Raw genomic sequence first — 12,594 nt, forward strand, 5'->3', positions numbered from 1 at the left:
ACCAAATCTTCCTCCCGTGCGAGATGCGGGAGAAGAGGCCGGCGGATGGGAACCGGTGCTGCGGAAGACCTCCGAAGATCACCAGGAGCCATTGAATGGCACGCGTTTCCGGTGTTGACATCCCGCGCGAAAAGCGTGTGGAGGTCGCCCTCACCTACGTGTTCGGCATCGGCCGGACCCTCTCCCAGGAGACGCTGGCCGCGACCGGCGTCGACCCCGACACCCGCGTTCGCGACCTCTCCGAGGAGCAGCTCGTCGCGATCCGCGAGTACGTCGACAACAACATCAAGACCGAGGGTGACCTCCGTCGTGAGGTGCAGGCCGACATCCGCCGCAAGGTGGAGATCGGCTGCTACCAGGGCCTCCGTCACCGTCGGGGCCTGCCCGTCCGCGGTCAGCGCACCAGCACCAACGCCCGCACCCGCAAGGGCCCGCGTCGCGCCATCGCCGGCAAGAAGAAGCCGGGCAAGAAGTAGTCCGCAGCGGACTCGCCGTCCAGCGGTCTTCGCTGTAGGACCGACCACCTCCCGTAGGAGTAAAGATGCCCCCCAAGGGTCGTCAGGGCGCTGCCAAGAAGGTGCGCCGCAAGGAAAAGAAGAACGTCGCTCACGGCCACGCGCACATCAAGAGCACGTTCAACAACACGATCGTCTCCATCACGGACCCGTCGGGCAACGTGATCTCCTGGGCCTCCGCCGGCCACGTCGGCTTCAAGGGCTCCCGGAAGTCCACGCCGTTCGCCGCGCAGATGGCCGCCGAGTCGGCTGCCCGCCGCGCCCAGGAGCACGGCATGCGCAAGGTCGACGTGTTCGTGAAGGGCCCGGGTTCCGGTCGTGAGACCGCGATCCGCTCCCTCCAGGCCACCGGTCTTGAGGTCGGCTCCATCCAGGACGTCACGCCGACTCCGCACAATGGGTGCCGGCCGCCGAAGCGTCGCCGGGTCTGACTTTCGGTTCGGCGGCGTTCTCCGCGTGAGCGGAGGTGTTCCACGTCGCCGGGTTTGATCTCCGGGCGCGGCTGAGGTTTTCGGGCGGTACGGCTCTTTGGGTCGTATCGCCCATACCCTTGTAGTACATCAGGGCGTCAAATAGCGGACGCCCCTGACTGAAGGAACAGAAACATGCTGATCGCTCAGCGTCCCTCGTTGACCGAAGAGGTCGTCGACGAATTCCGCTCCCGGTTCGTGATCGAGCCGCTGGAGCCGGGCTTCGGCTACACCCTCGGCAACTCCCTGCGGCGTACGCTCCTGTCCTCGATCCCCGGTGCGGCTGTCACCAGCATCAGGGTCGACGGGGTCCTGCACGAGTTCACCACCGTGCCGGGCGTCAAGGAAGACGTCACGGACATGATCCTCAACATCAAGCAGCTGGTCGTGAGCAGTGAGCACGACGAGCCCGTGGTGATGTACCTGCGCAAGCAGGGTCCGGGTCTGGTCACCGCCGCCGACATCGCGCCCCCGGCCGGTGTCGAGGTGCACAACCCCGACCTCGTCCTCGCCACGCTCAACGGCAAGGGCAAGCTGGAGATGGAGCTGACGGTCGAGCGTGGCCGCGGTTATGTCTCCGCCGTGCAGAACAAGCAGGTCGGCCAGGAGATCGGCCGGATCCCGGTCGACTCGATCTACTCGCCGGTCCTGAAGGTCACGTACAAGGTCGAGGCCACGCGTGTCGAGCAGCGCACCGACTTCGACAAGCTGATCGTCGACGTCGAGACCAAGCAGGCGATGCGTCCCCGTGACGCCATGGCGTCCGCCGGTAAGACGCTGGTCGAGCTGTTCGGTCTCGCCCGTGAGCTGAACATCGACGCCGAGGGCATCGACATGGGTCCGTCGCCGACGGACGCCGCCCTCGCCGCGGATCTGGCGCTGCCGATCGAGGAGCTTGAGCTGACCGTTCGGTCGTACAACTGCCTCAAGCGTGAGGGCATCCACTCCGTGGGTGAGCTGGTCGCTCGGTCCGAGGCGGATCTGCTGGACATTCGTAACTTCGGTGCGAAGTCCATTGATGAGGTCAAGGCGAAGCTGGCCGGGATGGGGCTTGCGCTCAAGGACTCGCCTCCCGGGTTTGACCCGACCGCCGCGGCCGACGCCTTTGGCGCGGATGACGATGCGGATGCCGGGTTTGTGGAGACCGAGCAGTACTGATCGTTTTTGGGTGCGGGTGCGCTGTGGCTGGTCGCGCCCACGCGGCGGAGCCGCATATGAGTACAGCCCCGCGCCCCTTCCGAACTTGCCCCTTCGGGGCTTGTTCGGATCTCCGACAGGCGGCCGTCTGCTCGGATACTGACCCTGGTACCTGATACGGCCGGGGCAGAGACACAGGAGAATCATCATGCCGAAGCCCACCAAGGGTGCCCGTATGGGCGGCAGTGCCGCGCACGAGAAGCTGCTCCTCGCGAACCTCGCGAAGGCGCTGTTCGAGCACGGTCGTATCACCACCACCGAGGCGAAGGCGCGGCGGCTGCGGCCGTACGCCGAGCGGCTGGTCACCAAGGCGAAGAAGGGTGACCTTCACAACCGCCGTCAGGTGCTCCAGGTGATCACGGACAAGAGCATCGTGCACACGCTCTTCACCGAGATCGGGCCGCGCTACGAGAACCGTCCCGGTGGTTACACCCGGATCACCAAGATCGGTAACCGTCGTGGCGACAATGCGCCCATGGCTGTCATCGAGCTGGTCGAGGCGCTGACCGTTGCGCAGCAGGCCACGGGTGAGGCCGAGGCGGCGACTGTGCGTGCCGCCAAGGATGCCGAGGAGGCTTCGGCTGTCGAGGCTGCCGAGGTGACCGAGGTCGAGGACGCCAAGGTCGATGTGACCAAGGCTGATGACGCTGGGGAGTCCAAGGACGCCTAGGCGTCTGCTGGGGGCTGGTTGTTGGCGGGTGCGGCTCTCGTCGTGGCTTGTCGCGCAGTTCCCCGCGCCCCTGAAAAGCAAAAGCAGGGCGTTGGCGGGTCCGTTCCTTCTTCAGGGGCGGGCCCGCTTTTCTGTTGCTGAGAGGAACTCTGGGGTGAGTGACGAAGTTCAGCCTGGCTGGGTGCGGGTGCGGCTTGATCTGTCGTATGACGGGGGTGGGTTTCATGGGTGGGCCAAGCAGGCGGGGGGGCAGCGGACCGTTCAGGGGGAGATCGAGGATGCCTTGCGGACCGTGACGCGGGCCGGGGGAGTGACGTATGAGCTGACCGTGGCCGGGCGGACGGATGCGGGGGTGCATGCGCGGGGGCAGGTGGCTCATGTGGATCTGCCTGTGGAGGTGTGGGGTGAGCAGCGGGAGAAGCTGCTGAAGCGGCTTGCCGGGCGGTTGCCCAAGGATGTGCGGGTGTGGCGGGCTCGGGAGGCGGCCGAGGGGTTCAACGCTCGGTTCGCCGCTCTGTGGCGGCGGTATGTGTACCGGGTGGGGGATGCGCCGGGGGGTGTCGATCCGTTGCTGCGGAGTCATGTGCTGTGGCATGACTGGGCGTTGGATGTCGAGGTGATGGACGCGGCCGCCAAGTCGCTGGTGGGGGAGCATGACTTCGCCGCGTACGCGAAGAAGCGGGTGGGGGCCTCGACCGTGCGGGAGATCTTTGACTTCGGGGTGCGGCGGAGCGGGGACGGGGTCGTCGAGATCGAGGTGCGGGCCGATGCGTTCTGCCACAACCAGGTGCGGTCCATGGTGGGGGCGCTGCTGTTCGTGGGGGACGGGCACCGGGGGGTGGAGTGGCCCCGGAAGGTGCTGGACGCCGGGGTGCGGGACAGTGCGGTGCATGTGGTGCGTCCGCACGGGCTGACCTTGGAGGAGGTCGCCTATCCGGCCGACTCGTTGTTGCGGGAGCGGCAGCGGGAGGCCCGGCGGGTGCGGGGGCAGGTGCATTGACAGGGGAGGAGGGCTCCGGCTGGTTGGTGCCGAGCCCTCCTCGTGGCGTCAGGTCCTGTCCAGGACTTCTTGCAGGTGGGGCTTCAGGAACGGCTTGAGGGTCTTGCTGTAGCCCGAGGTGATGTGGCTGTCGTCGTAGTAGACGAGGTGGTCGCCGATCACCGAGGGGCAGACGCCCGCCGCGCAGAACGCGGGGGTCGTGTCGATGATCCGGGCGCCGTGCTGCTCGGCCACCTCCCGTTCCATGGCGCGGAAGTCGGTGTACTCCAGGGCCTGCCACTCCTCGCGGTTGCACGGGGAGATGTCGTCGGTGTTGGTGGCCAGGCAGTCGGGGATGTTCCGGCCGGGCTGCGGGGTGTCCGTCATGTAGACGAGGTCGGCGCCGGTCTCCTCGAACACCTTGAAGGCGGCCTCGGCGCCCTCCCGGGTGGCCTCCTGGCGGGCCCGGTTGGTGACGATCAGCACATCGGGCCTGAGCTTCTTCAGCTCGGCGAAGGCCGACTCGCGCCAGCTGTCGCACTCGGTGTACTCGCGGCCCAGGTTGGGGCTCATGATGTGGTAGACCTGCGGCGAGCAGCCGCCCTTCGTCATGGTCACCACCTTGGCGTCGAGTTCGGCGCCGAGTTCATGGAACAGGTCGTTCCACTGCCAGGCATGTGAGTCGCCCATGAGGACCACTGTCTGGTCGGCGTCGGGGTTGCCCACGACACAGCCCTCGCGCATCGTGAACCGGGTGACCTCGGTGTTGTCGATACAGCCCTTGGTGGCGTGGTTGCCGGCCGCCTTCAGCAGGGTGCTCTGCACGGCGTCGGACAGTTCCCGCTGGTGGGCGGCGCTCTCGACGGACGCCGTGCCGGTGTAGCCGGTGGCCTTGGCCGTCGAGTCGGAGGACGTCGCCAGATTCAGCGGCACGATCGCGGCCAGCACCATCGCCCCGGCCGTTCCCGCGGTGGTGAAACCGCCGGTGAGGACGCCCTTCCAGGGGCGGGCCACCAGCGTCACATTGTTCTTGAACCTGCGCTCGACCAGGTAGTGCATGGCGATGGCGAGCAGGAAGGACAGGACGGCGACCCGCAGCCGCTCCTGGAAGGTGAACTCCCGGTCCACGATGTACGGCCACATCACCAGGATCGGCCAGTGCCACAGGTACCAGCCGTAGCTGACATTGCCGATGAAGTGGAACACGGGGTTGTGCAGGACCCGTTCGGCGCCGAATCCGGGGTTGGCGCAGCCGCCGCCGATGACCAGGAGGGTGCCGATGACCGGGCCGGCCACCGCGTAGCCGGGGAGCGGGGTCTCCGAGGTGATGAGCAGGGAGGTGACCAGGATGGTGCCCAGGCCCAGCCAGGTCAGCAGCCCGGCCAGGGTGCGGTTCAGCCGGGAGACGAACGGCGCGAGGAGGGCGAGCAGGACGCCGGAGGTGATCTCCCAGATCCGGGTGTGGGTGCTGAAGTACGCGAGCGGCTGGTCGATGGGGGTCTGGGTGTAGCCCGTGTAGAAGGAGGCGCCGATCACGGCCAGCAGGAAGACGCCCACCAGGGCGCGGTTGCGCAGGATCTTGCGGCTGATCCAGACCAGCGCGACCAGCAGGATCGGCGCGGCCACATAGAACTGCTCCTCGATGCTCAGCGACCAGAAGTGCTGGTACGGGGTCTGGGAGCCGTCGTTGGCGAAGTAGTCGGTGCCGTTCTCGACCAGTCGCCAGTTCATGAAGCTCAGGGAGGCGCTCAGGCCGTCCGCCACGAAGTCACGGAACTTCAAGGGGCTGGCGAAGATCCAGGCGAGGATGGCGGTGGCGACGATGGTGACGGCCATCGGGGGCGCGAGCCGGCGGAAGCGGCGGGCCCAGAACTTGGTGAGGGAGACCTTGCCGGTTCGGTCGATCTCGGCGAAGAGCTGGCTGCCGATCAGGAAGCCGCTCAGCACGAAGCTCACGTCCACGCCGCCGTGGATGTCGAGCAGACCGCAGTGCATGCTGACCACCATCAGGATGGCGACGGCACGCAGGCCCTGGATGTCGGGCCGGTACTTGCGAAGACGCTCGGTCTGAACGGCCTTGGTGCGGTGGCGGGACATGTTTCTCCAGTGACTGACTGACCGGACGAGTCGTGGGAGGGCTGGGCGGCCTCAGTGGACCGTCGGGCAGGCGACGGCCGTGCCGCTGACCCGGACGCCCTGGGCGGGGATACGGATGCCGCAGGAGAGCCGGAGCTGGGCGGGGAGTTCGTTGTCCGCGCCGACCTCGGCGTGGCAGCCGACGACGGCCTCGCGCAGTACGGACCGGGCACCGATGGCGGAGTCATGGTCCACGACGGACTCATGGACCCGGGCGCCGGGCTCGACGGTGACCCGGGCGCCGATGATGGCGCGGTCGATCACCACGTCCGGGCCGATCACGGCGTGCGGGCCGACGCAGGATCCGCCCAGGACGCGGGCGCTCGGGTCGACCTGGGCCGTCGGGTGGATCAGGGCCGTCGCGGGCGCGGGCACCAGCGGGGAGCGGGCCCGGCCGGTGACGAGGTCGGCGGAGCCGTGCACGAACGCGAGCGGGGTGCCGAGGTCGCGCCAGTAGTCGGCGGTGGTGTGGCCGTGCACCAGGGCGCCCGCGGCGACGAGGCGGGGGAATGTCTCCTGTTCGACGGAGACCTCGCGGTCGCCGGGGATGGCGTCCAGCACGGACCGGCGGAAGACGTAGCAGCCCGCGTTGATCTGGTCGGTGACGCACTCGGCGGCGGTCTTGGGCTTCTCCAGGAAGGACAGCACCCGGCCGTCGTCGTCGGTGGGCACCAGGCCGAAGGCGCGCGGGTCGGCGACGCGGGTCAGATGCAGGGTGACATCGGCGTCCCGGTCCTGGTGCGCGGCGAGGATGCCGGGCAGATCGACGCCGGAGAGGATGTCGCCGTTGAGGATCAGCACCGGGTCGTCCGGGCCGCCGCGCAGCAGGCGTCCGGCGTTGCGGATGGCGCCGCCGGTGCCGAGGGGGACCTCCTCCACGGCGTACGAGATCTTCAGGTCCTGGGAGAAGTCCTGGAACTCCTCCTCGAAGAGACCGGCGAGATAGGAGGTGGCGAACACCACGTGCTCGACTCCGGCGTCGATCAGCTTGGCGATCTGGTGCCGGATGAAGGACGAGCCCGCCACGTTCAGCAGCGGTTTGGGGGTGTGGTTGGTGAGCGGGCGCAAGCGGGTTCCCTTGCCGCCCACCAGGATGATGGCTTCCTGCATGATTCCTCGGGTCAGCTAGCGGTGTCGGTGCCGGGGCCTGCGTAGTCGGAGGTGAAGCAGGACGTGACGGCCTTCTCGGTGAGAGGGCGTCCCGCGAAGTCGAGCCGGGAGGCGACCGCGTCGTCGGGCGGGGTGTTGGGGTCGTCGTCGAACCAGATCGACCACCAGTACACGCCCTTCATCCGGCGCTCCTGGACGACCTGGCAGACGGCGGTGTACCAGGTGGCCTGCACCTCGGGGTTGAGGGCCCGCTTGGTGTAGAAGTCGCCGGGGGCGTGGTAGGCGCCGTCCATGGCGCCGATGCCGGCCTCGGCGATGGTGATGTTCGGCAGTTCGCCGGTGGCCTTCTTGTCCAGCCACTCGTTCCAGCCCTCGACCAGTTGGCCGACGGAGGCGGTGTCGGGCACCTCGACGGGGAAGTAGGCGTCGACGCCGAGACTGCTGACCGGCATGTTGATCCGGCCGGAGACGTAGTTGTCCCAGTTGGCGTCGTAGGCGACCTCGCCGGAGAAGGTCTGCTCGGCTTCGGTGACCAGGGGTTCCCAGCCGGGGTCGCCCTCCATGGAGTTCAGCTCGGTGCCGATCACGAAGGTGTCGGCCTTCGCCTGCTCGGCGGCCTTGAGATAGGGGTCCAGCAGCTTCCCGTAGGAGGAGAACCAGGCCGAGCGGGAGGCGGGTTCGATGTTGCCGCGCCAGCCGTCCGGCGGGTCCAGGGCCGCCTCGTCCATGATCGGGCGCAGGGTGGTGCGGAAACCGGCGTCCTTGAAGACCTTCAGCACCTGGGCCAGCCGCCCGGGGGAGGGGGTCTTGGCCCCGGTGGCGAGGGCGTTGGAGGTGACGCCCTCGGTGAAGTAGGGGAAGGAGAGGGACACCGAGTTGGCGCCCAGCCCGATCAGATAGGTGGCGTGCTTGCGGGCCTGGGCCTCGATAAAGCTGCCGGAACGTTTCTCCTTCTCCTCCTCCCAGTACAGCTGCACACCCCACTGGGGCATGCCCTCCTTCCAGGGCTTGGCGACCTGGAGGCCGGAGGCGGTGGAGGGGGCGGTGCCGGTGGCGGGGCCGGTGGGCGTACCGGGTGCGCGCGGGGGCCGGGCGGGCTCCTCGGAGTCGTGGAGCACGATCTCCGGGAGGCGTGATCCGGACTCCCAGCGCACCGGGTGGTCGCCGAGCACGAAGGGGGTGCCCACCACCACGGTGAGCACGGTCGCCGGGAAGAGGGCGAGCAAGGGCAGTCGTGAGCGCATGTCAGGTGTCTTCCGGGGGTCGGCCGGGCGGTCAGGCGGGCTTGGCGATCACGACGAACTTGTTCTCCTCGCGCCGGGCGAACTTGATGAAGCCCCGCAGGCCGCCGAGGCCCTCCAGCACCGAGAAGACCGGGATCATCGCGACCACGACGATCGGCTCCCACCACTTGCGCCGGCCGCTGAGGGAGGCGAGGGTGTTCAGCCGCAGCCCCTCCCAGTAGGTCCAGATGACATAGGCGAAGTTGAGTGCCCACAGGATGACCACGGACTGGGTCACGGGGGAGGTGTTCATGTCGTTGAGGAGCCAGCCGATGAGCAGCACGGCACCGATGTGCTGGAGCGGGCCGAGGATCCAGGTGGTCACGCACACCGACAGGAACCAGCGGTAGCGCAGCGGCACCGCCCGGTTGAAGCACAGGGCGACCAGGCCCCACGCCCAGCGTTCGCGCTGCTTGATGAAGTCCTTGGCGTTGGCGGGGGAGGCGCCGTAGCAGCGGCCGTTGAACCAGTCGCTGCGGCCCGGGTACTTCCGGCAGAAGGTCAGGGCGAGCCGGGCGTCCTCGACGATCTCCTTCGGCCCGAAGTCCCAGCCGATCTCGGCCTCGATGGAGGCCCGCAGCACGAGCAGTTCGCCGTGGACCCCGGCGGCCGGGGTGCCGAGGCCGGTCAGCGCCCGGAACCGGGCGATGTCATCGGCGGGGCGGACGGCGTCGGCGAGCCAGGTGAACATGCTCACCGCGTTCTCGCGCGGGTAGGTCAGAATGCCCTGGGCCATGTGCTTGGCCTTGTCGGGGTGGGCCCGGCGCTGCCGGTTGATGAACTGGGCCAGCGCGGCGGCGGTGTCGGGGCCGACGCCGGTGTCGTCGTCCATGTGCAGCACCCAGACGTAGTCCAGCGCCTCGCCCTCCTCGATCCGCAGCTCGTGGGCGTAGTGGTTGGCGCGGGCCTTGAAGCGGGTGCCGTTGGCAGGGGCGTAGTCCTTGGGCACCGTGATCACCCGGATCAGCGGGTGGGAGCCGGCGAGCCGGTCGATGGCCTCGGCGGCCTCGCAGCCCTCCTCGGTGAGGATGTCGACCCGCAGGTACGGGAAGTACTCGGGGAGGTGTTCCACGTAGGACAAGATGGAACGTTCCAGCGCCGGGTAGGTGTCGTGCCGGCCGATGGTCGGGCAGAGCGCGATCAGGAAGTCCTGGTCGGCCGGGGCGGGCGGAACCATCAGATCGCTCTTGCGCACCCGGCGGCGGATCAGCAGCGCCCCCTGGATGCCGACCATCACCCCTGCCACGGGCAGCGACCAGACGACGGTCAGGACCCAGCTCATGGCCGAGGTGCTCGGACGGTAGGTCCACAGACCCAGGAAGGTCAGCAGGGCGAAGGGCAGCAGGAACGGGAGGATGCCGGGCTTCCAGGACGCCGTGCGTTTGGCCAGTTTCTGGCTCTGCCGCGACAGCGGCGCTCCCCCGGTGACCAGTGACGATGCCATGTCGCTGCGGAACTCCCCTGAGATCGTTGGTGCGTTGAGGCAGCGACAGATCTCGGCCATGGCACACCGGGTGTGCTATAGCGCATCAAGCGTGGGTTCCCTGCCCCCCTCAACGCCTTCTTCGGCGCATTCGGCCCATTACCGCTCAGATGCCCCCCCAGGCGCCCAAACCACAGACCGAACAGAAGCACGATACTCGCATGTATGGGTGAAGTATGAAACGGCTGTGGGAAAAATGTGGACGGAATTTAAGCAAACGAGGGCTTGTGTCGTGATCATGCGGGAAAGGTAGTAGGTCCGTTTCGTGTCTTCCGGGGTGTTCTTCCGGCAGGCACGGAAGCGGTGTTGTACGACAACGGCCGGCTCCGTGAGATCCACGGCACCTGGGATATTTCGGCCAATGTGCTGGGCCGGGCGGGCCCGCCCGTGATGTCCCTCACCCCGCGGTGGTCAGCCGTCGTTCCAGGTGGCGGTGAGGTCCGCGAGGGCGTCGGCCGTGACCGACGCGTCGGAGCCGGTGCCGCGGGCGCCGGGGGCCAGTTCCACATGGACGAACGGGACGTGCAGGCGCTGTGCCGCCTTGCCCTGGACGTTGGTGGCGCCCTCCAGCGGACAGCGGCTCTGCCAGCCGCGGCAGACCTCCAGTCCGTCGCGTTCCATCCGGTCGGCCAGGGCGGTGACCTCCCCGAGGGTGTTCTCCGCGGCGCCGGTGGAGAGCACGGCGTCGTAGGGCCGGTCGTCCGCGTCGGCGAAGCCGTGCAGCTGGACGCCGGGGACGCCGTGCTGCTGGAGTTCCACGACGATGGTGTGGAAGGCGCTGTCCTCGCGGTGGGCGACATCCGCGGCGCCGTCGTCCCCGGCGCGACGGTGGGCGCCGGCCACCACCAGCGCGCCGCCCGGGGTCTCCTCCAGGAGGCGGGTGCCCAGCTCGTCGGTGTGCCGGTCGGCGGTCGGGTGGGGCACCTGGACGTTCCAGCGCGGGCTGGAGTCGGCGGTCAGATACAGCCGGCCCCACTGTGCGGCGGGGCCGGGTCCGGCGGCGGCGATCTCGTCGTAGCGGCGGCCGGAGGCGGTGTCGGTCAGGCGGGTGACGCCGAGTCCCAGGGGGGCGAGCTTCTGGTCCGCCGCGGCGGCGTCACCGGTCAGCAGCTCGGCGACGCCGTCGGCCAGCCGCTCGCGCTCGCTCTCGCCGGGCGGGTGGTACTCGCCGTCCGGCGGGAGGTCCTCGGTGTAGGTGAGGACCCGGCTGCGGAGGTCCACCAACTCCCGGGCGGGCGGGGCCGTTTGGTCCGGTTCCTCAGCGGTGGGGGACTGGCAGCTCATCAAGGAGAGAAGTAGTCCAATTTGCACCAATGTTTGGACGAAGTGTGACTGTCCTGTGACTGTTGGCGGTCGGTTGCCGCCCCTCTGCGTGTGAGCATGTCGCAGTGACACTTCGTAGTTCTCTCCGATTAGGTCGTTCGCTGGCATGGATTCCGGCACTGGCGCTGGGGACCGCGTGCAGTTCGGCCGCCGCGACGCCGGAGGTGAAGCCCGACGGGCGCTCCTTCACGGTGGCCGCCTCCGGTGATGTGCTCATCCACCCCGAACTCATCGAGCAGGCCGCCAAGGACGCCGAGAAGAGCGGCGCGGGCGAGGCCGGGCTGGACTTCGGGCCGCTGCTCGCCGGGGTGAAGCCCGTCATCAGCAAGGCCGATCTGGCCATCTGTCATCTGGAGACCCCGGTCGGGGAGCCCGAGGGACCCTTCGAGGGGTACCCCGAATTCCTGGTCCCGCCGCAGATCCTGACCGCCCTCAAGGACGTCGGGTACGACACCTGCTCGACCGCCTCCAATCACACCTTCGACCACGGGCTCCCCGCGGTGCAGCGCACCCTGGACGCGATGGACGAGGCCGGCCTCGGACACGCCGGTTCGGCGCGTACGCCCGAGGAAGCAGAGCAGACCACCGTCCGGGACGTCAACGGGGTCAAGGTCGCCCAACTCGCCTTCTCCCGGGAGTCCTTCCTCAACCCGCCGCCGGACGACGAGAGCTGGGCGGTCGAGTACACCGACCTGGAGCAGATCAAGAAGGCCGAGGCGCGGGCCCGTGCGGAGGGCGCCGAGGTGGTGATCCTCTCCGTGCACTGGGGACTTGAGCAATACAACGAACCCAGCGGGCCGCAGCTCGACCTGGCCGACCGGATCACCACCGAGACCGGCGTGGACCTGGTGATCGGGCACCACGCGCACGTGGTGCAGCCGATCCAGCAGGTCAATGGCACCTGGGTCGCCTACAGCCTCGGCAACCAGGTGGCCCGGCACGGCTCTCCCACCGGGCTCACCGAGGAGGGGGCCATCGGGTGGTTCGAGTTCCGGGAGACCACCGACGGGGGCTGGGACGTCTCCGCCCGCTACCGGACCACCCTCGTGGACATCCCGCCCGAGGTCGAGCCCGGTGAGAAGGTCCCGGAGGGCGCGGTCACGGACCACCGGCTGGTGGATGTGCGCACTGTGCTGGACGAGCCCGGTGAGCTGTCCGAGGACCGGCTCGCCCGCTACCAGTTGGCCGCGGACCGCACCCGGGGCTTCCTCTACAACCGGGGGGCACCGGGCGGGGACGGTCTGGAGGAGCTGGAGAGTCCGGCGGCCGGCTGAGGTCCCTTCCTCCGGTGCGCCGAGCCGTTCGGGCCGGTGTGCCGAGCCGCTCGGTTCCGGTGCGCTCGGTTCCCGTGCGCTCAGTTTGTGATGCACAGCACAAGCCAGGTCCCAACTCCCGCTACAACCCTGGCAGTTGTGAAGAGTCTGGATT

At 68.6% G+C, this 12,594-nt stretch carries 11 protein-coding genes; 6 read left to right on the forward strand and 5 right to left on the reverse strand.

The features are described 5' to 3' along the window. Positions 1 to 95 precede the first annotated feature (95 nt). The 5 genes from rpsM to truA all read left to right on the forward strand — a co-directional run bounded on the left by rpsM (position 96) and on the right by truA (position 3,852). The gene (rpsM, locus tag ACFRFC_RS25860) at positions 96 to 476 is read left to right on the forward strand and encodes a 30S ribosomal protein S13 (RefSeq protein ID WP_382680375.1); all 381 of its coding nucleotides are present in this window, start codon (positions 96 to 98) and stop codon (positions 474 to 476) included. A gap of 65 nt (positions 477 to 541) precedes the next feature. Then, positions 542 to 946, forward strand: coding sequence for a 30S ribosomal protein S11 (rpsK, locus tag ACFRFC_RS25865; RefSeq protein WP_003956432.1), 405 nt, complete (start codon positions 542 to 544; stop codon positions 944 to 946). A gap of 174 nt (positions 947 to 1,120) precedes the next feature. Then, positions 1,121 to 2,143 carry a DNA-directed RNA polymerase subunit alpha gene (locus ACFRFC_RS25870; RefSeq protein WP_161182732.1) on the forward strand — a complete coding sequence of 341 codons (1,023 nt, stop codon included), beginning with the start codon at positions 1,121 to 1,123 and terminating at the stop codon, positions 2,141 to 2,143. A gap of 187 nt (positions 2,144 to 2,330) precedes the next feature. Beyond that, entirely contained in the window at positions 2,331 to 2,852 is a 522-nt protein-coding gene (gene rplQ / locus ACFRFC_RS25875; RefSeq protein ID WP_382680376.1) for a 50S ribosomal protein L17, read from the forward strand. 154 nt (positions 2,853 to 3,006) lie between these two features. Beyond that, positions 3,007 to 3,852, forward strand: a complete 846-nt coding sequence (truA, locus tag ACFRFC_RS25880) for a tRNA pseudouridine(38-40) synthase TruA (RefSeq protein ID WP_382680377.1) — start codon at positions 3,007 to 3,009, stop codon at positions 3,850 to 3,852. A 48-nt stretch (positions 3,853 to 3,900) separates the two neighbouring features. Here the strand turns inward: truA and ACFRFC_RS25885 are convergent, their stop codons facing one another. The 5 genes from ACFRFC_RS25885 to ACFRFC_RS25905 all read right to left on the reverse strand — a co-directional run bounded on the left by ACFRFC_RS25885 (position 3,901) and on the right by ACFRFC_RS25905 (position 11,064). Further along, complete coding sequence (locus ACFRFC_RS25885; protein ID WP_382680378.1) at positions 3,901 to 5,928, reverse strand: acyltransferase family protein; 2,028 nt, start codon at positions 5,926 to 5,928, stop codon at positions 3,901 to 3,903. Positions 5,929 to 5,979: 51 nt separating this feature from the next. Next, positions 5,980 to 7,077: a sugar phosphate nucleotidyltransferase gene (locus ACFRFC_RS25890; RefSeq protein WP_382680379.1), complete on the reverse strand. Its 1,098-nt coding sequence runs from the start codon at positions 7,075 to 7,077 to the stop codon at positions 5,980 to 5,982. Positions 7,078 to 7,088: 11 nt separating this feature from the next. Beyond that, a complete protein-coding gene (locus ACFRFC_RS25895; protein WP_382680380.1) occupies positions 7,089 to 8,321 on the reverse strand; it encodes a glycoside hydrolase family 113 in 1,233 nt (410 codons plus the stop codon). Positions 8,322 to 8,352: 31 nt separating this feature from the next. Further along, the gene (locus tag ACFRFC_RS25900; protein WP_382680381.1) at positions 8,353 to 9,804 is read right to left on the reverse strand and encodes a glycosyltransferase family 2 protein; all 1,452 of its coding nucleotides are present in this window, start codon (positions 9,802 to 9,804) and stop codon (positions 8,353 to 8,355) included. A gap of 450 nt (positions 9,805 to 10,254) precedes the next feature. Beyond that, the gene (locus ACFRFC_RS25905; RefSeq protein WP_382680382.1) at positions 10,255 to 11,064 is read right to left on the reverse strand and encodes a hypothetical protein; all 810 of its coding nucleotides are present in this window, start codon (positions 11,062 to 11,064) and stop codon (positions 10,255 to 10,257) included. A 221-nt stretch (positions 11,065 to 11,285) separates the two neighbouring features. Between ACFRFC_RS25905 and ACFRFC_RS25910 the strand changes: the two genes are divergently transcribed. Continuing rightward, positions 11,286 to 12,440: a CapA family protein gene (locus tag ACFRFC_RS25910; RefSeq protein ID WP_382680612.1), complete on the forward strand. Its 1,155-nt coding sequence runs from the start codon at positions 11,286 to 11,288 to the stop codon at positions 12,438 to 12,440. Positions 12,441 to 12,594 lie beyond the last annotated feature (154 nt).

The organism is Streptomyces sp. NPDC056734 (genome assembly GCF_042790455.1).
Taxonomy (GTDB): Bacteria; Actinomycetota; Actinomycetes; order Streptomycetales; family Streptomycetaceae; genus Streptomyces.